Source organism: Gudongella ferriphila (assembly GCF_046224405.1).
In the GTDB taxonomy this organism is placed as follows: domain Bacteria; phylum Bacillota; class Clostridia; order Tissierellales; family Tissierellaceae; genus Gudongella.
Map to the genome: position 1 here is coordinate 1 of NZ_JBJXRK010000009.1, position 19,494 is coordinate 19,494.

Consider the following 19,494-nt stretch of genomic DNA (forward strand, 5'->3'; position numbering starts at 1 on the left):
CAACTGCTTTATTTATGTGTTTTGCTGACTTTTTAAATATTACCATCTTTTGAGTCTAAAGTCAACGATTTTTTACAATAAATTTAACGTTTCCTTAACAGTAATATTGTTGCTGGATCACTGTTTTAAGCCATCTTCCTTAGATAGCTAGAAATCATATTTCCTAAAGCGATTGAGAATAACTTTGTATCCTTGTCATCAGCCCTTGATACCAACACCACAGGAGCCTTTGCTCCCATTATGATACCGGCTGACTTTCCGTTTGCCAAGTATGTTATGGCTTTACCGATACCATTCCCCATTTCTATGTTTGGAACTAGCAGTACATCAGCGTCACCTGCAACAGGACTTTCGATTTTCTTGATTCTTGCAGCTTCCTTGGACAATGCCAGATCCAATGCCAGTGGCCCTTCTAATATAACACCCTTACCGAACGCTCCCTCCTCTGCCATATTCTTCAGCTCATTTGCATCCACAGTAGCCTGCATTTTGGGGTTTACCTTTTCTTTTGCTGCCAATGCTGCTATCTTAACATTTTCACATCCCATAGCCCTGGCTACAATAATACTATTCTTAATGATTTTCTTTTTCTCCTCCAAGGATGGATTTAGGTTCATTCCACCATCAGTTAGGTAAAGCAGCTTGTGGTACGTATCAACATCATAAACCATTACATGACTTAACAGACTATCGGTTCGAAGACCCCAATCTTTGTTTAAGACTGCCTTAAGCAATATGGATGTATCCACAAGCCCCTTCATGATAAAATCTGCTTTGCCTTCACTTACCATTCTAACTCCAATTTCAGCTGCTGAAGCAAGATCTTCCTCGTCAATAAATTCAAAATCTGAAATGTCAATATTAAGCTTTTTTGCAATTGCCTTTGTCTCCACCATTGAACCAATTAGTATCGGTTCGCTTATACCAAGTCTTGAGCTCTCAATAACCGCTTCAAGTACATCTTCATCCTGGCATGCTACAACTGCAAGCTTCATCCTATCACCCTTGATCGACAACAATTTGTTCAATTCTCTTATCATATCTAACCCTCCTGGCTTATTGGTTTTTTCTGTATCTCTCTATTGCATTAAGCTGAGCTTTGATATTTTCGTCCTCTGGATTCAGTTGATGGGCCCTATAGATATCATCAAAACCATTATCAATGTCACCTAGGTTAAGGTATCCAAGCCCTCTATTGAAATACAACCTGTAATCATCCTGACTACCTGCTTCAATTCCTTGTGTGAATATTTCCATAGCCTTTTCAATGTCATTTTCATTGAAGTATGATATCCCCAATTCATTATAAACTTCGGGTATGGAAGGATCGCTATCCATAGCTCCGTAGAAATATTCCATAGCCATTTGGTTGTCTCCGTAGCCCCTGTAGGCCATACCAAGCAAATAATTAGCATACCAATTCTTTATATGTTTTGGCATTAGCTTGGATAAGACCTCAATCGCTTTTTCGTAATTCATGTTGTTCATATATGTCAGTCCAAGTTCTACTCTATACTCAGGATCTAGAATATCCAATTCCTGCCTGATTTCCTGCCTCCGATTCTCATCAGGATCATATATAAGAACCTTGTCCCATGTCAATTTTGCTTTTACATATTGCTCATAGAATTTATAGTGGTAGCCAAGTTTGTAATATGCCGGGTAGTACTTTTCATCTTCATCCAACAATTCCTCTAGTATAGCTGTTGATTCCTCAAGGTAATTATTGCCATCCTCAATGCTTCCTTCTTCGATTTCATTTTTCCCCATTGCCTCAAGGACCATTGCATAGTAGAACAAGCCTTCCTTTGTTCCATACAGGCTATTGAATGCCCTAAGATAAAGTCCACTTTCCATATGATTCCCATTTTCCAGGGCTAATAGAGCTTTCTTGAATAATTCCTTTTCCATATCAGGGTTGTAGGCCTCAAGTATCCGGCCATAGTAATCATGGTGAAGAAAATCCTGGTCAGCTCCCATCAAATAAAGTATTCCTTCTATAACTCTCTCCAATGTAATACCCTGATCACTGTCAACCTTGTTCAACTGACTTAGCAGTTTATCGGTCACTACAGGCAAAGGTATTGATTGATCCAATTCAAATCCCTTTAAGATAACCTCGCTTTCATCCTTAAGCTGTACGAAGCTTATCAGCTCAGTCTTTGAACTGAAATATTTTTCTCCTGCTGACATATAACTCCTCCTTATAGTTTTCTCATAAACATTCTTTTTCTTAATGTGGTTGTACTTAATAGCTTGAATAGATGTCCCCTATAAATCATTGCAGTAGAAAGTATAGCACTTCCAATCAAATATAGAACAATAGATGAAATTGAGACACTAAATGATAAGCCTCTAAATGGGTTTAATCCCCCGTTGAGGATACCACCAGTTAGTAAATATAGGATTAATGTTAGAATGATGTTTGGAAATAACCAATTTATCCAGTTTTCCTTCATGAAATCTACACAGTAAAGGATTGTCTGAAGAGAATCTCTGTCCTTGACATACAATGCTTCCGGCAATGGGTTTAAAACTACTAAAGCTCCAATTCCAATTATAAAAATAAGTGCCACTATCATTGGACCTAAGAGGTTGGACAAAAATCCCAATATAAGATTCGCAAGGTAAAATATGAACAATACACCATATACCTTTCTAATGTAATACGTAAATCCATGCTTGATGTCCCTCCATCTGAATCTGTTATACACTACAACATTGTGAAGAACAAACAAGTAACTTGAAACAATGGCACTTTCCACCAATGCATATATGATACCCAAGAGTATCCCAAGTCCGGCAAGTAGATTAAAAACAAGCATTCCCGCAACGATACTCATGACTGAATACACTACACCCAATAGCAGGACTTCAGGGTTCTTCATGATTGAATCCTTTGATTTCTGTGCGATTTCCTTATTTACAAGGATTATGTCGTTAATTATATTCATCGGTAAACTCCTCCAAGCAGCTTGTGATATTATACGTCTTGCACCTTTCAAGAGTACCATCCGTATATTTGAATAAAAGTAATGTCCTCTTCTTATCTCCATACTCTTTATATCCATCATCAATTATCTTGAATATATCATACGTAAAGCTATACAGCCTTACCTTTTTTAGAACCTTCTTAGTTGGCATACCATAGTACTCTGGTAAAAATCTATTTACGATCTTATCTGACTTTAGGATGCCATGATAATCAATATAGGACTGATTTTCCACCCTGTTTAGAAAATCAGGCACCGGTTTTCCCCCATTATTCTCAAGATAATCCAGGATAAGGAAATCTGAAAAAACCTGCAAGCCTTCAAATGCTTTCATTTTATAATAATCATACAAGATTTCGTATAGTTTTTCCCTGCTATGAGAATACTCATAGTATCCCTTCTCCTTCCAAAAATGCATGAAGTCCTCAAAAAATATGAAAGGGCTTTTGAAGTGGTTACTTATTAAATATTCAAGACTGTGTCTAAAGAATTCTTCATTGTAATATTTCTCCACCAATTCCTCTATACCCTTTAAGGCTATTACATCATCATAGTTTAGCCATTTTGACTCCATAATCTCATAGGGTGCTCTATCCACTAGCTTATATCCATACTCAACCTTCATCTTTCGTAAAGCAGAACCCTTAAGAAGCTTCAAGAACCCCAGCTGTATCTTCTCAGGCCTCAAGGCATATATGTGATTGAAGGATTCTCCAAATCTTTGGTAATCTTCATAAGGTAGCCCCGCAATCAGATCCAGATGCTGATGTATATTTCTGTTTTTCTTAATTGCCTTACTTACAGTTGATAATTTATCAAAGTCAGTATTTCTTCCAATGGCTTCAATAGTCTTTGGATATGTTGACTGGACACCAATCTCAAATTGGAACAAACCCTCCCTTATACTCTCAAAAAATTCCAGTTGTTCTTGATCTATGAGATGTGCAGTTACCTCAAGGTGAAAATTTATGCCCTTGGGGTCTCTCTTTATGATGTGCTTCATGATTTCCTTTGAAAATTCCTTGTTTGCATTAAAGGTTCTATCCACAAATTTAACCTGCTTTACTCCAGCATCAATGAGATTGTCCAAATCTCTCTTAACCCTGTCAATACTCATGTACCTAACACCTCTAATTGTTGAAGAAAGGCAGAAAGCACAATTGAATGGGCATCCCCTGGAGCTTTCATAATATACTATTTTATTTCTGAACTCATCTCCAATGGTCTCATATGGTGACGGAATTATATTTAAATCACTAATCAAAGGTCTTGGTGGATTTACAATCACTCGACTCCCATTTCTATAAACTAATCCCTTAATTTTTGAAGGTTCCTTCGATATCAGGAGTTCTCTAAATGACTCCTCCCCTTCTCCAAATATCAAATAATCTATATAATTGTTTCGTATCATCAAGTCTTCCATATCAAATGATACTTCAGGCCCACCTAGAAGTATCTTGGTTTGTGGGCTCACAAGCTTTATTCTTTCACAAACTTCCAATGTTTGATCTATATTCCATATATAGGTTGAAAAGCAGACAAGTTTTGGTTTCATTCCATAAATCTTCGCTGCTATTTCAGCAAGGTTTTGATTGATTGTAAATTCTACAATGCTGATATCTACAATGTCCTTTGTATATTCTTTCAAGTATCTCAATGCAAGGTTTGAATGAATGAATTTTGAATTGAGAGTTGTTAATAGAACTGTCATGCTAATCTTCCTTTCTTTGAGTCGCCATTATTATTTTACCTTAAAATACTTAACAAGGCCAATATAATTAACCTTAATTCTATTGAATAATCCTCTCAAAAGTACTAGAATGTATAGTAGAACTAATGAAAGGGGACATAAGATGAAGCATTTTGATTTTGACAAAATTTCTATCCAGGAAATGTCTAAGGACGATATGTTACTGATAATAGAGGCGCTTGAGTATACCGGCAAGGCTACAAACATAGATGATTTTCTTGCTTTAAGGGAAAACATACTGTTGGAATTATCCTCACTGGCAGAACTGACCCAAGACCAATTCCTTGATTATTTAAAAGAAGAGACCCTATCATTCTAGATAAGGTCTCTTTTTTCTTTCTGACAGAGTATTTACACTCTAATATTTTAACGTCTCTTACATTTTATTTGGTGCTTCAATACCCAACAAACCAAGACCTGTCTTTATTACTGTCTTAGTTGCGTAAACAAGCATAAGCCTTGCCTTCTTCGTTTCTTCATCCTGAGTGATTATCTGGGTGCTGTTATAGAACTTGTTAAATGCTTTGGATATTTCAACTATCTGTCTTGTAATATAGAATGGCTCGTTTTTCTCCATTGCATCAATCACAACATCTGGAAAATCATATAGCATTCTTATAATATTTATTTCATCCTCACCAGTAAGTTTATGGAAGCTTATCTGATCCTCTTGATTAAAATCACCTTTTTCCAATAGGGAGTTTGCCCTGGCGTGAGTGTATTGTACATATGGTCCAGTTTCACCCTCAAAGCTTAAGGTCCTGTCCCAGTTGAAGGTATAATCCTTTATTCTCTGATTGAAAAGCTCCTGAAATAGAATTGCACCAATTCCCACCTGTTTTGCCACAACTTCTTTGTTTTCAAGATTTGGGTTTCGATCCTCAATGATTTTTTTAGTGCTTTCAATTGCCTTATTCAACACATCTTCCAAGAATACAACCCTTCCTTTTCTGGTGGAAAGAGTTCCTTCTTCAAGACTTACCATCCCAAAAGGTATGTGTATGCAATCTTTAGCCCACTCATAGCCCATCAGTTCAACAATTTTGATCCACGCCTTAAAGTGTAGATTCTGCTGTGAAGCAACTACATATAGGTTCTTATGGAAATCATAATGCTTTTTCCGGTATAATGCTGCAGCTATATCTCTAGTTGTATATAGGGTTGAACCGTCTTTTTTCATAATAAGCGCAGGTGGCATACCATAATCTTCAAGATCCACAATCAAGGCACCCTCTGACTCCTTGACAATTCCCTTTTCCTTCATTTCTTCAAGAACCTCTGGCATCTTATCAGAGTAAAAACTCTCTCCTGCATATGAATCAAATTTAATGTTCAGCATATCGTAAACTCTGTTAAATTCCTTTAGACTTATATCTCGTATCCACTGCCATAATTCCATGGCCTCTGCGTTTTTGTTTTCAAGCTCCTTGAACCAATATCTAGCTTCATCCTGTAATTCTGGATTCTCCTCAGCTTCCTTGTTGAATCTTACATAAAGCTTCAAAAGTTCAGAAATTGGATTTGACTCTATTACCTCACGATCACCCCACTTCTTATAAGCGGAGATTAGCATTCCAAATTGTGTTCCGTAGTCTCCCAAGTGATTAATTGTAACTGTGTCAAATCCAAGGAACTTGTAAATCTTGGCCAAGGAGTTTCCTATTACAGTTGTCCTTATATGGCCTATGTGAAATGGCTTGGCAATGTTAGGCGATGAAAATTCAACGATTACTTTTTTTCCCTCTCCAAGTTCTGAAGATCCAAACATTTCCTTCTTATCCATTACCTCTGTCATTACATCTTCCACAAGCTTATTCCTGTCTATAAAGAAATTTACATAAGGTCCCTGGCTCTGCACCTTTCCAAAGAACTCATTTCCTTCCATGGTTGAAGCAATTTCCTCGGCTATTGCATTTGGAGCTTTCCTGTACTCCTTTGCCAGTCTGAAAGTTGGAAAAGCGTAGTCTCCCATATCATATGAAGGTGGTACCTCTATAAGTCCTTCAATTTCTTCAATCGACAAGCTGCTTATCTTTTCATCAAGAAGCTCTATTACCTTATCTTTAAAATTTATCAACATTTTCCCCTCCCCATTATATTAGGTGCATATTTTATACAAAAAAAGAAACTCTCATCCCTTGATAAAGAGACGAGAGTCACCCCGTGTTACCACTCTTATTGGCCTAAGCCCACTCGAAATCTTAACGTGATTAACGTGCCGAAGCAACCTCAAAGACTCTTTTCAACGGATTTGCTGTTGCTGGCTTCCACCTATCTCCAGCTCGCTATGGACAGCTTGTCCCCTACTCTTCTTTTCCTAGGTTTTAGTATATGAATAAATATAACTGATTTCAGTTAAAATTTCAACTGTTTTTCAATTCAACCACCGTTACTCCATCTCCACCTTCGCCATATTTACCTGATCTTTGTGACTTAACCAGTCTATGTCCTTTCAAGTATGACTTTATTCCATCCCTCAGAGCACCTGTGCCTTTCCCGTGAATTATATATACCTCTTTCAATCCTGAAATGAATGCATCGTCAAGATACTTATCAAGCTCAAATGTCCCTTCCTCGATATTCCTTCCCCTAATGTCCAGCTCTGGTTTGATTGCCTTTGCCTTTCTTGTCTTGACAGACTTGCTTCTCTCCAGAGAGCTGGACTGCTCCTTGCCTTCAGTCCTTCTTAGGGTTGATACGGAAACGTTAACCTTCATTATTCCTATCTGTACCTCCACATTTCCCTTATCATCTGGCGGTGTAACAACCGTACCATGCTGATTAAGTGAAAGTACCTCCACTGCCTCTCCAGCTTTTAGGTTCTTGGGTGGTTTTTTAGACTTGACCTCTTTAATCCCTGAGCTTGCCTGGGCTTCCTTTTCTCGAATTTCCTTTCGCAGTAAATCCTGAGCTTCCTGAAGTCTTCTTCCCTTATCCCTGTCAATTTCACTTGAAATGCTTTTTAATTCATCAATTATAAGGTCAGCACTATCCTTTGCATTTCTTACAATCTGTCTTGCCTCTTCCTTGGCTTTTTGAAGGATTTTTTCGCGCATTTCCTCGGTCTTATTCTTATCTTTATTCAATTGGTCCCTAAGATTTTGTAGATCTAGCTTTAACCTTTCTGTCTCAGTTTTGTTTTCCTCTGCAATCCTTCTGTCTCTATCCATAGCTTGTAGGACATCCTCGAATTCAATGCTTTCCTTTGTCAGAAGCTCTCTAGCCCTGTCAATTATATAATCCTGAAGACCAAGGCGTTTGGAAATCTCAAATGCGTTTGATTTTCCTGGAACTCCAATCAATAGCTTGTAGGTAGGACTTAGGGTCTCGACATCAAACTCAACAGAAGCATTTGTTACATTGTCAGTTGTCAAGGCATATACCTTCAGTTGACTGTAGTGGGTTGTGGCAAGAGTTCTAATCCCCATTGTCCTAAGATTATCAAGTATGGACATTGCAAGGGCAGCTCCCTCCGTTGGATCAGTGCCTGCGCCAAGTTCATCGAACAAAACAAGGCTGCTATTATCTACGGTTTCAAGTATATCAACTATATTGGTCATGTGGGATGAGAAGGTTGAGAGGCTCTGCTCAATGCTTTGCTCATCTCCAATATCAGCAAAAACCTTCTTAAATATTGATAGTTCAGAGTTGAAATCTGCTGGAATATGAATTCCACTTTGACCCATCAGTGTGAAAAGACCAACTGTCTTCAATGTTACAGTCTTCCCTCCTGTGTTTGGGCCTGTAATAATCAAAGTATTAAATTGATCTCCCAGGAACACATCTATTGGTACTACCTCTTTTCCCAGTAAAGGATGTCTTCCTTTCTTAATGTTCAAGTATCCATTTTCGTTAAAAACAGGCTTTGTCGCATCCATTGACAGAGCAAGCTTCCCCTTTGCAAATGCAAAGTCAAGCCTTGAAAGCAATAGCTCATTGCTTCTGATGCCTTCTGCATTCTCTGCAACCATGCCAGAAAGTTCCAATAGAATCCTCTCAATTTCTTCTTTCTCTTTAATCTCAAGCTCCTTTAGCTGATTGTTTAATTCAACCACTGCCATAGGCTCAATAAATGCAGTTGCTCCACTTGATGAAACATCATGGACTAGGCCAGGAACACTCCCCTTGTTTTCCTGCTTGACTGGGATTACATACCTGCCCTCCCGCATTGTTACAATAGCATCCTGAAGATATTTTCTATGTGTTGAAGAGGTTATTATGCTGTTTAATTTATCTCTTATTCCTTCGTTTTTAGCTCGAATCTGTCTTCTGATGTTTCTTAATGCAGAGCTTGCGTTGTCAGATATTTCATCCTCGCCAATTATTGCATTACTGATGGCATCCTCAAGATCCTTGATCACTCCCAGATCTTGAATCATATTTCCAATTATTCTATAACCCTCTGAAGAATCTTCCCGTGTGTCCCTCATATAGTTTTTCAAAGCTCTTGAAACCCTAAGACTTTCTCCGATTTTCAATAGGGAGCCAGGATGTAGCATACCTCCAAGTTCTGCCCTCTTTACATCATCCCTTACCTCGTTTATGCCAAAGAGTGGAGGATTACCCCTCTTAATCAAGAGCGTCAGTGCTTCATTGGTTTCATCTTGAGAGTATTTTACTTCATGGGAATCAACTGATGGCATCAGCTCCATAGCAATCTTCTTGCCAGGTGTAGATTCAGCCTTTTCCACAAGCATATCCCTAATCTTGAAAAATTCAAGTACTTTTAAGCTTTTCTGGTTCAAAAAATCACCCCGTTAAACAACACCTCTAAAAAAGTGTCCATTTGTTACTTCATTTTTTGATTTGTATTCATTCATAAAACTGATGGCATCATTCTTGCCAACTTTGTTGTTCAGATAGTCATAATAAATTTCTTGAATCTCAGATATGTTCTCCTCAAATGTAAAATCTAGTCTGAAGGATGTTACTCCAGACTTCTGAACATCCTCAAGCCGATCAAGTATCATCACTGGCACAGAATTATATATTGTTGTAAATCCATTTCCCCTTTGCATCCTGAAATTCTTCCCTATCCTATCCTTTAGCATAAATCCTTCTGAGTATTGACAGGTTTTGCAACCTCTATCATCTTTGCAGCCTTTCAAATATGCCATGGGGCAGTTTCTGGTAATCATGGAAGGTAGGTAGCCATAGACAATAGCTTCGAGTTCTCCACCCTTCTTTTCAGCTACATTACGTATTTGAACAAGATTCAACTCTGGTGACAAGGTGACTCCGCCAACTCCGATTTTTCTAAAATAATCTATTGAATAGGAGTTAAAGCAATTCAGGCCAATATCACCATGTAGTTTTGTATTAAACCGATCCTTAATAAATTGAATTGTCCCAAGATTTGAGGTTGATACTCCATCCAGCTGCTCAGAATTATCATCTACAACGCTTTGTAGTTTATTTAGGTCTTCTTCATACAGTATTTTATCAGTCCAATAATAAGCCTCTAAGCCTCTATCCTTAAGTCTTCCTAGATTCTCCTTAAGATTATCATCAAATCCAATATAAATTCTATCCACTTTTTCCAGGTTCAGCTGATTCAATTGTTTCTGATTGTTAACCCTAACTGTGAGTCTTATTTTTTCCTTCTCTTCTTTAACAACGTTTAACTCATTGGACTTCAATTCATTGAAAACTATATCCAGTTTTCTTCCAAAGCTTCCGACTATTTTTTCCCCAAGTTTTTCAGTGGCTTTTCTTCTGAGATTATTTATCTCTTTTACTGTTATAAAAGCATTCTCATCCATTTCCAAATCCAGATTTCTCAGTGAAAAAACTGTATCTCCAAGCCTTGACAGCTGGTCATAAATTCGATCCCTTGAAATTGGTGCCTTTATTGCATTCTCCACCATACTGTCTCCAGATACCTTTACAGTCGTATTGTTGTAGTCCATTATTAGCTCAGGTTCACGGCCAATGTGTAAGATAACTTCCATGTCCACTGAAAAATCCTTGTCGGAATGTTTGTAGGATTTCTGGGCAGAATCAAGTAACTCGGAGCTAGAAGTCTTCCTAAGTTGAGAGCCTTCCAAAGCAGCTTCCTTTATTCTATCAATCCAGACTATTTCATCCTTCTTACCATTGAATTGTGCCTTTGTACCAGACCTATCTCTTCCATAGGTATCCCATTCCAATCCGTCTCCAACATTAACATCCTCATACAATAAAACCTGTATGCTGTTCTTCTTTGATGAGATTACCTTGCCAACCACTCTTCCCCTATTGTCAGGTCTTTCTACCGAAACAAAGTCACTTCCAAAATCTCCAAAGGTTAGACCCTTTGTGAACTCCCTATTAAACATCTGCTCAACATCAATCTTATCCCTATGTGTAAGCAGTGAACTTCCACCATCTATTGCTTTTCTGTATGCACCAACTACAGTCGCCACATATTCTGGTCTTTTCATTCTACCTTCAATTTTAAATGACTTGACACCGACCCTAATTAGATCTTGTATTTGATCAAGGGTGTTCAAGTCACGTGTACTCAAATAGTACCCCTTATCAAATTTCCCTGTCAAATTCCCATTCTTATCAACTATGCTATACTCCATTCTGCATGGTTGAGCACATGTTCCCCTATTTCCACTTCTACCTCCAATAAGGCTGCTCATCAGGCATTGTCCTGAATATGAAAAGCACAATGCACCGTGGACAAATACTTCAAGTTCAATGTTGCTATTTTTCGAAATTCTTTCAATTTCACTCAAAGGAACTTCTCTTGCAAGTACTGCACGTGTGAACCCAAGTTCCTCCAGATGCTTTGCTCCCTCCAGATTGTTGATTGTCATCTGCGTGCTGGCATGAACCTGAAGCTTTGGGAAAATCCTTCTAACAATCGCTGCAAAGCCAATATCCTGCACGATTATTCCATCAACCCCAATTTCATATAGATACTTCACATAATCAATGGCATCAGGTATTTCCTTGTCATCCAATAGAATATTTACGGTTACAAAAACAGATACATTTCTTAAATGGGCATAAGAAACTGCCTCCATCAATTGTTCGTAATCAAAATTGGAGGCATACTGCCGTGCGTTAAATAGCTTCCCTCCTAGGTAAACAGCATCTGCTCCGTTCATTACAGCAGCCTGGAGGGCTTCTGTACTCCCTACGGGAGCTAATAATTCCAAATTTTTAATCAAATATTCTCCTCCTGATCAATTCTCATCGAGAAGCTCTAGTGTCTCTTTGAGTTGCTTCTTAAGCTCCACAATTTCCATCTGGGTTTTAAAATGCTTATCCTTATATTCCTTCAGGGCAAGGTGGCACTTATGTATCTCTTCATCCTTGCTTTTTACACTTTCCTTCAACTCATTAATCTCTCCAAAGAGCTCTTCTTTGGAAAGCTTCGTCTTGATGACCTCATCCTGGTATTCCAGGCTTTTAGTCTCCATCTCCCTGATCTTTACATTTGCCTCCTGGACTTCCTTTTTTAGGGAATCATATTTTTCAAGGGGCTCCTTGGATCTCTTTTTAAGCTCCTTGTGCTCGTCCTGTAGTTTGTAAAGCTCGTCCGCAATATTGAAAGCAGTCAGGGTTGCAGCCATTGTTGGGCTGAGTCTCTCATTTTTGTTTGACATCCTTTTGATACTACTGTCCACATATGCCGCCAGTTCTCTCACATATCTTTCGTCCTCGGCACCTACTACTGTAAAGTTACGACCATCAATCAACACGTTAATTTTTCTTTTCTCTGTCATAACCATCCTCCTTAAAACAGTCCAGTATCTTTACATGCTTCATGGTTGGGGAGGAAAATCTCCCCTAACTACGAAGCTTTGCATCGAATTTAGTCTCCAGGTCACGGATTATACTGCTTTGAATTTCATTTATTACAGAATCAGTAAGGGTACCTTCGTAGGATCTGTATACTATTGAGAAGGCAACACTTTTCTTATTCTTTTCAACCTGGTTTCCCCTATAAATATCAAACAGCTCAATTGATTCAACAAGGTCCTTGCCATGGACTGTGATAACTTCTTCAAGTTCTCCAACCATTATATTCTCATCCACAACCACAGCTATGTCTCTTGTCATGGAAGGGTATTTTGGCAATGGCTTATATTTAATATCCAAATCCGTCAGCTCAACAACTTTATCAAAGTTTATAGTAGCTACGTATGGTCTATTCTTAAGTTCATAATTAGCTGCTACATCTGGGTGAACCTCTCCAAACACTCCAAGTACTTCATCTCCTGAATACACAGTGGCTGCTCTTCCTGGATGGAACGATCGATTGTCAGTCAGACGCTTATAGTTCAATTTCCCAATTCCCAGTCTTTCAAAAACCATTTCAAGTGTTTCTTTCATGTAATAAAAATCCTTATTCCCGTAGAAGCCTATGGAAAGAACCTGCTTCTCTTCTGGAAGCTCCACTACAGGTAAAGACTTTGGAATGAATATATATCCTATTTCGTAAGCAAATACTTCTTCTATTCCCTTGTTTTCATTTCTCCCCAACAAATCCATCATGTTTGACATCAAAGTGGTACGCATTGTGCTATAGTCTTCGCCTAATGGATTCATCAGTCTGATATAGTTTCTCTCGGGAGCATCTTCTGGAAGCTTGAGCTTGTCATAAGCCTTGGGACTGATAAATGAATAGGTCATGACCTCATTATAGCCAATTCCCTGGAGAACTGATTTCACCCTGGTTTCTATCTGCTTGTTGTAGGGCTTCTCTCCTCGTGTTAACCCTCCTGTGAGTGGTTTGCTTTCAATATTGTGGAACCCGTACAATCTTCCTACTTCCTCAATCAGGTCCGCTTCAACCTTAACATCCTCTCTAAAGGACGGTACCTCTGCTGTTATGTTGCCTTCCTTGAATGTCGTCCTGAATTTTAGTCTTTCTAGATAACCAACCATGTCATCATTGGGTATATCAACTCCCAGAAGCATCCTGGCCCGTTCAGGCCTCAATATGATTGTATTAGGATTGCCTGTTGTCTGATTAACATCTATTACACCCTTGACTACTTTTCCTGCTCCCGTTTCCTCTACCAGCTCACAAACCCTTTCAACAGCTTGGCTGCAAAGATTAGGGTCAATTCCCTTCTCAAACCTCGTGGAGGCTTCTGATCTCAAAGCCAATTTTTTTGATGTCAGACGAACATGTCTTGGGCTGAAGTTGGCACCTTCAAGCAAGACAGTCTTGGTCCCTTTGGTGATTTCACTGTCCAGTCCACCCATGATTCCCGCCAAGCCAATTGCGGTGTTTTCATCTGCTATAACAACATCATTTTCATCCAGGCTTCTTTCAACATCATCCAATGTTGTTAGCTTTTCATCATTACTGGCTTGTCTAACAATTATTTTTCTACCTCCCAGCCTATCAAGATCAAAGGCATGAAGAGGCTCCCCAAGCTCCAGCATTACATAGTTGGTAATATCGACCATATTATTTACTGGTCTTACTCCTGCATTCATGAGGGTTGTCTGCATCCATAGAGGTGATGGCTTAATTACGACATCCTTAATTACCCTTGAATAATATCTTCTGCAGGCTTGTGTCTGCACTTCTATTCCATTAGTATATTCATGTATGTCGTCCACTTCATTATCAATTTCTATTTCAGGCTCCTTTAACTCTCCCTTAAATGTTGCAGACGCTTCCCTTGCCATTCCATATATGCTTAGGCAGTCCGGTCTGTTTGGTGTAATTTCAAACTCAATGACATCGTCATCAAGCTGCATTAGAGGAACTACGTTTTTACCAAGCTCATACTCCTTGTCAAAAACAAATATTCCATCTCTCATCTCCCTTGGTATTACATTGTCAGCATAACCAAGTTCCCTTAAAGAGCACAGCATTCCTTGTGATTCTATACCTCTAAAATCGGTAACCCCAATTTCGATGCCTCCTGGGAGTTTTGCCCCTGGCAAAGCCATTGGTACGAAGTCACCAGGCTTGAGATTCTTTGCTCCAGTCACAACTGTATAAGTTTCCTCTCCTGTGTTAGCCTTGCATACCAACAATTTGTCAGCATTTGGATGCTCTTCGATGCTTTCTAGTTTTGCAACCACAACTTTCTCAATTCCCTTGTTCATGTTTGTTATGGATTCAACGTGTGATCCTGAATAAGTAAGACCATCGGCGATCTTCTTTGAAGAAATGCTCAGGTCAACATATTTTTTTAGCCAATTAACTGGTAATAACATCCTTTCAATACCCCCTAGAATTGTTCAAGAAATCTATTGTCGTTTTCAAATAAAAGTCTAATGTCTTTTATGCCATACTTGACCATGGCAATTCGGTCTATTCCCATGCCAAACGCAAAACCTGTATACTTCTCAGAATCTATCCCACAATTCTCAAGAACCTGAGGATGCACCATTCCACATCCTAATAGCTCCATGCTCCATCCAGTGAAGTTACAAGCTGGGCAGCCTTCTCCCCTACACTCGATACATGTTACATCAACTTCTGCGCTAGGCTCAGTAAAAGGAAAATGATGTGGTCTATATCGTGTCTTCATATCATCACCAAAAAGCTCCTTGATGAATATATCCAAAGTATGAATCAAATTGGCCATTGAAATATTTTCATCCACAACCAAGCCCTCTAATTGATGGAACATTGGTGAGTGGGTGTCATCAACATCGTCGTAACGGAATGTTCTACCTGCCGAAACAATTCTCAAGGGTGCTCCGTACTTCTTCATTGATCTTATTTGAACCGGTGAGGTGTGAGTTCTCAACAGCAGTTCATCATTAATATAGAAAGTATCTGAAAGGTCTCTTGATGGATGGTTATCAGGCGAGTTTAAAGCATCAAAGTTGTTTTCTACAGTTTCGATTTCAGGACCTGTGACCACTGAGAATCCCATTGATATAAATAGGTCTTCCAGTTCTTCTGCAGTTTGGATTAGAGGATGCCTATGACCCCTTTTGATATCCTTGGTATTTACTGTTATATCTATTGTCTCGGAGTCAATTCGTTGCTCCTTGGCTTTCGTTTTGAGTATCTCCTTCGTTTCGTTTATTTTATTCTCAAGGTCAGCTCTCACTTCATTAGCCATTTGACCAATTACTGGTCTCATTTCAGCTGATAGCTTGCCCATATCTCTTAGAATTTTGGTTATTTCGCCTTTCTTGCCGAGAAACTTAACTCGAAGCTCCTCCAGCTCATTTAAATCTATATTGTCCTGTATTTCCTTGAAGGCCGCATCCCTCAAGGCTTCCAATCTCTCCTTCATAATAGGCTCCTTTCAAATTTATTTATAATGAAATTTCAGATTATTTACTAAATTATAGCACCACAATGGCGAAAACTCAACTTATTTAATAAGTTCTCGACTAGTCTCATACATTATAATGGATGCTGCCACTCCTGCATTAAGTGATTCTGCATTACCCACCATTGGAATGACAATATTCAAATCCGATCTTTCAAGAATATGGTCAGAAACACCGTGCCCCTCGTTACCAATTACAATTACATCTTTCTTGCTGAATTTGATCGAGTTCAATAGGGTTGCATTATCAAGTGAGGTGGCTAGTATTCTTCTATCATCAGATATCTGGTCAAAAAAGTCTTCATTGCTTTTTTGAAAGTATAGAGGGACCCTGAATATGGATCCCATCGTAGCTCTCACAACCTTTGGATTATAGGGGTCTACACAGTTTTCTCCAAGGACAATCCCGCTGATTCCAAATGCATCAGCCGACCTGATTATCGTACCCAGATTTCCAGGGTCCTGTAAGCCATCCAAATATATCAAAATCCCTTCCTTAGGAATCTCTTCAATCCCCTTTGGGATGAAATTAACAGTTGCCAAAACCCCCTGTGAATTCTCCACATTGGAAATGGTCTTGAACAATCCTTCTGGCATATAGACTGAATCTGACATACCACTAAGTGTATGGAACAACGTTTCACCCTTATCATTGCTGGCAAGAGAATCTGTGAAGATCACTTTGGTTGACAAACCATCCGTTTCAAGGGCTTCTCCTACCGACTTTATTCCTTCCACAAGGAATTTTTTTTGCTCCCAACGATACCTTTTTCTATCCAGGGCCTTGATCTCCTTAAGCAAAGGATTTTTTGAAGAAGTCACTTCAATCATGTTTACTCACCCGCTTCCTCCGCAATATGATCTATCGCTTCCGAAGCTCCCAATGCAACAAGTATATCCCCCTTTTGGACTTGGAACTTGGGACCGGGAGACACGTTTACCTCTTCCCCTCGTTTAATCGCCATGACAGTTACCTTGTACTTATTTCTAAGCCTCAATTCTTCAAGGTTTCTTTCATACCATTTTGGGATTGCTTCTATTTCAAGTATGCTGTAATCCGGAGAGAGCTCAATATAGTCAACTATACTGTTGGATGTCAGGTTGTGTGCGACCCTTACCCCCATGTCCCTTTCTGGGAATATGACCTTGTCTGCTCCTATCTTCTTAAGAACCTTGCCATGAAGCTCAGATTGTGCCTTGGCGACAATCTTATTAACACCCAGCTCCTTAACTATCAATGTAGCCATTATGGATGCCTGCAAATCGGATCCTATACTTACTATTGCTACATCAAAATTGCTTAAACCCAGCTCCTTTAGAACACCTTCATCCATGACATCTGCCTGTATGGCGTGGGTGACGTGCCCGGCTATATTGTCAACGACATCCATGTCCCCATCTATTGCCAAAACCTCATTACCAAGATCAAACAGCGTCTTTGCAACTGCTGAACCAAATCTACCGCACCCAATTACCGCAAAAGACTTCATCCAATTTCCTCCTATCCAACTGATATATGTCCTTCTGAATATCTATATCTCTTATGCTTTTTATTATATCCTATGGCATAAGCCATTGTAAGTGGTCCGACTCTTCCTGCATACATCGTACCGATGATTATTACCTTGCCCAATCCAGTGAGCTCTGATGTAATTCCCCTTGATAGACCAACTGTTGCAAAGGCAGATGTGGCCTCAAAAAGTACATCCAGAAAATTCTTACTCTCTGTGATAGTAAGTAAAAATGATATCAGGACAATCATAACCATCCCTACTGTTACTATTGCCAAGGACTTGAACACCGTCTCCTGATTTAGTCTCTTTTCGTACATTTCAATGTCTTTTTCCCCTCTAATAATACTTATTGTAGCCATTAGGACAACCCCTATGGTAGCTGTCTTAACTCCACCGGCAGTTGAGCCTGGCGATCCTCCAATAAACATCAGGATTATGGTAAGAAACACGCTGCTTTCCCTAAGTGCCGCTGTATCAATTGAATTGAATCCAGCGGTTCTAGGAACAACTGAAGCAAAAAAAGCGGATGATACTTTTTCCCAAAAGGTCATCTGGCCTAATGTTTCAGGGTTTGAATACTCTAGAATAAAGATAAATAAGGTTCCAATCAGCAAGAGCACAAAGGACATGGTTACCACAAGCTTGGTATGGAGGCTTAATCTAACCCATCTCCTATGCTTGGCAAGATCGTTGAGAACTGCGAATCCAGTACCTCCCACTATTATCAATGCGCTTAGTGTCAGGATTGTGATCGGTGAATCGGTGTATGACATAAAGCTGTTTCCGGTGATATCAAACCCTGCATTACAAAAAGCTGATATGGAGTGGAAGACTGAAAACCAAATCCCCTTAGCAACACCATACTCAGGTATAAAATTAAATGATAGCAGAACTGCTCCTAAAGCCTCTATACTGAAGGTCATTGCCAATACGTATAGAATCAGCCTTACCATTCCTGACATCGTCTCCTGATTCAACTGCTCCTTGATAATCAGCCTCTCCTTGAGGGATATTTTCTTGCCCATTATCAAGGCGACCATGGTTGCCATGGTCATAATTCCAAGGCCACCCATCTGAATCAACAAGAGTATTATAACTTTACCAAACATCGACCAGTGGGTTGCGGTATTGACTACTATCAAGCCTGTAACGCATACAGCAGAAGCTGAAGTGAACAGTGCGTCCAAAATACCTATGCTATTGCCATCAGCTGATGCTATGGGAAGGTTAAGTAGTATTGACCCTATCAATATTAACACAAAAAATCCAAGTGCAAGTACCCTCGGAGGGTTCAATTCAAATAAATACAGTCTTTCTTTTATGTATGACATAATAGTCCTCCATTATGTATGTAGAAAATTATTGCTATAAATGCAAAAAAAGTTCCTAATGGAACTTTTGCATTTATGCTTCCTTTGCTATCTCTACAAGTTTAGCAAAGCCTTCTGAATCATGTATAGCCATTTCTGAAAGCATTTTTCTGTTTACTTCGATTCCTGATTTTTTAAGTCCACTTATAAACTTGCTGTAGCTCATTCCGTTTATTCTTGCAGCTGCATTAATCCTTGCAATCCACATTTTTCTAAACTCTCTCTTCTTCTGTTTACGTCCTATGAATGCATAGTTTAATGATTTCATAACAGCTTGGTTTGCTGGTCTGAAAAGCTTACTCTTTGCACCATAATATCCTTTTGCTGCCTTTAACACTTTCTTATGTCTTTTTTTGGCATTAACGCCTCTTTTTACTCTTGCCATTGTACACGCCTCCTATATAAGTTTCTCAATACTATGGTAGCATTGAATCGATTCTTTTTTGATCTCCCTTGCTTACGTATGCACCTTTCCTAAGGTTTCGCACTCTTTTAGGTGATTTTTTTCCAGTCTTGTGGCTCTTATAAGCTTTAAATCTCTTCAGAAGACCTGAAGCGGTTCTCTTGAATCTCTTTGCTGAGCCTCTATGTGTTTTCATCTTTGCCATTGTC

Annotated in this window: 16 protein-coding genes; 1 reads left to right on the forward strand and 15 read right to left on the reverse strand. The window is 39.0% G+C overall.

Features of this window, described 5'->3' with window-relative positions:
* Positions 1 to 125: 125 nt before the first annotated feature.
* Genes ACKVDP_RS07010 through ACKVDP_RS07025 form a run of 4 tightly spaced genes read right to left on the reverse strand, consistent with a single transcriptional unit; the run spans position 126 to position 4,704 of the window.
* A complete protein-coding gene (locus ACKVDP_RS07010) occupies positions 126 to 1,040 on the reverse strand; it encodes a bifunctional enoyl-CoA hydratase/phosphate acetyltransferase (RefSeq protein WP_409228104.1) in 915 nt (304 codons plus the stop codon).
* Positions 1,041 to 1,056: 16 nt separating this feature from the next.
* The gene (locus ACKVDP_RS07015) at positions 1,057 to 2,193 is read right to left on the reverse strand and encodes a tetratricopeptide repeat protein (RefSeq protein ID WP_409228105.1); all 1,137 of its coding nucleotides are present in this window, start codon (positions 2,191 to 2,193) and stop codon (positions 1,057 to 1,059) included.
* Positions 2,194 to 2,204: 11 nt separating this feature from the next.
* A complete protein-coding gene (locus tag ACKVDP_RS07020; protein WP_409228106.1) occupies positions 2,205 to 2,954 on the reverse strand; it encodes a hypothetical protein in 750 nt (249 codons plus the stop codon).
* Complete coding sequence (locus ACKVDP_RS07025; RefSeq protein WP_409228107.1) at positions 2,941 to 4,704, reverse strand: B12-binding domain-containing radical SAM protein; 1,764 nt, start codon at positions 4,702 to 4,704, stop codon at positions 2,941 to 2,943. The genes ACKVDP_RS07020 and ACKVDP_RS07025 overlap by 14 nt, the downstream gene beginning before the upstream one ends.
* Positions 4,705 to 4,846: 142 nt before the next feature.
* Here ACKVDP_RS07025 and ACKVDP_RS07030 point away from each other — a divergent pair, with 142 nt between their 5' ends.
* On the forward strand, positions 4,847 to 5,062 hold the full coding sequence (locus tag ACKVDP_RS07030; RefSeq protein WP_409228108.1) for a hypothetical protein: 216 nt from the start codon (positions 4,847 to 4,849) through the stop codon (positions 5,060 to 5,062).
* A 57-nt stretch (positions 5,063 to 5,119) separates the two neighbouring features.
* Here the strand turns inward: ACKVDP_RS07030 and argS are convergent, their stop codons facing one another.
* The 11 genes from argS to rpmI form a co-directional block, all read right to left on the reverse strand.
* Positions 5,120 to 6,820 (reverse strand): arginine--tRNA ligase, encoded by a 1,701-nt coding sequence (argS, locus tag ACKVDP_RS07035; RefSeq protein WP_409228163.1) that lies wholly within the window; start codon positions 6,818 to 6,820, stop codon positions 5,120 to 5,122.
* A gap of 286 nt (positions 6,821 to 7,106) precedes the next feature.
* Positions 7,107 to 9,488 carry an endonuclease MutS2 gene (locus tag ACKVDP_RS07040; protein WP_409228109.1) on the reverse strand — a complete coding sequence of 794 codons (2,382 nt, stop codon included), beginning with the start codon at positions 9,486 to 9,488 and terminating at the stop codon, positions 7,107 to 7,109.
* Between the two features lie 12 nt (positions 9,489 to 9,500).
* Positions 9,501 to 11,906 carry a DUF3656 domain-containing U32 family peptidase gene (locus tag ACKVDP_RS07045; protein WP_409228110.1) on the reverse strand — a complete coding sequence of 802 codons (2,406 nt, stop codon included), beginning with the start codon at positions 11,904 to 11,906 and terminating at the stop codon, positions 9,501 to 9,503.
* Positions 11,907 to 11,921: 15 nt separating this feature from the next.
* The gene (zapA, locus tag ACKVDP_RS07050; RefSeq protein ID WP_409228111.1) at positions 11,922 to 12,464 is read right to left on the reverse strand and encodes a cell division protein ZapA; all 543 of its coding nucleotides are present in this window, start codon (positions 12,462 to 12,464) and stop codon (positions 11,922 to 11,924) included.
* 64 nt (positions 12,465 to 12,528) lie between these two features.
* On the reverse strand, positions 12,529 to 14,922 hold the full coding sequence (gene pheT / locus ACKVDP_RS07055) for a phenylalanine--tRNA ligase subunit beta (RefSeq protein ID WP_409228112.1): 2,394 nt from the start codon (positions 14,920 to 14,922) through the stop codon (positions 12,529 to 12,531).
* Between the two features lie 14 nt (positions 14,923 to 14,936).
* Complete coding sequence (pheS, locus tag ACKVDP_RS07060; RefSeq protein ID WP_409228113.1) at positions 14,937 to 15,959, reverse strand: phenylalanine--tRNA ligase subunit alpha; 1,023 nt, start codon at positions 15,957 to 15,959, stop codon at positions 14,937 to 14,939.
* A gap of 81 nt (positions 15,960 to 16,040) precedes the next feature.
* A complete protein-coding gene (locus ACKVDP_RS07065; protein ID WP_409228114.1) occupies positions 16,041 to 16,829 on the reverse strand; it encodes a TrmH family RNA methyltransferase in 789 nt (262 codons plus the stop codon).
* Between the two features lie 2 nt (positions 16,830 to 16,831).
* Positions 16,832 to 17,488 carry a potassium channel family protein gene (locus tag ACKVDP_RS07070; RefSeq protein WP_409228115.1) on the reverse strand — a complete coding sequence of 219 codons (657 nt, stop codon included), beginning with the start codon at positions 17,486 to 17,488 and terminating at the stop codon, positions 16,832 to 16,834.
* An 11-nt stretch (positions 17,489 to 17,499) separates the two neighbouring features.
* On the reverse strand, positions 17,500 to 18,843 hold the full coding sequence (locus tag ACKVDP_RS07075; RefSeq protein WP_409228116.1) for a TrkH family potassium uptake protein: 1,344 nt from the start codon (positions 18,841 to 18,843) through the stop codon (positions 17,500 to 17,502).
* 73 nt (positions 18,844 to 18,916) lie between these two features.
* Positions 18,917 to 19,267 carry a 50S ribosomal protein L20 gene (rplT, locus tag ACKVDP_RS07080; protein ID WP_409228117.1) on the reverse strand — a complete coding sequence of 117 codons (351 nt, stop codon included), beginning with the start codon at positions 19,265 to 19,267 and terminating at the stop codon, positions 18,917 to 18,919.
* A gap of 31 nt (positions 19,268 to 19,298) precedes the next feature.
* The gene (gene rpmI, locus ACKVDP_RS07085; protein ID WP_409228118.1) at positions 19,299 to 19,490 is read right to left on the reverse strand and encodes a 50S ribosomal protein L35; all 192 of its coding nucleotides are present in this window, start codon (positions 19,488 to 19,490) and stop codon (positions 19,299 to 19,301) included.
* Positions 19,491 to 19,494 lie beyond the last annotated feature (4 nt).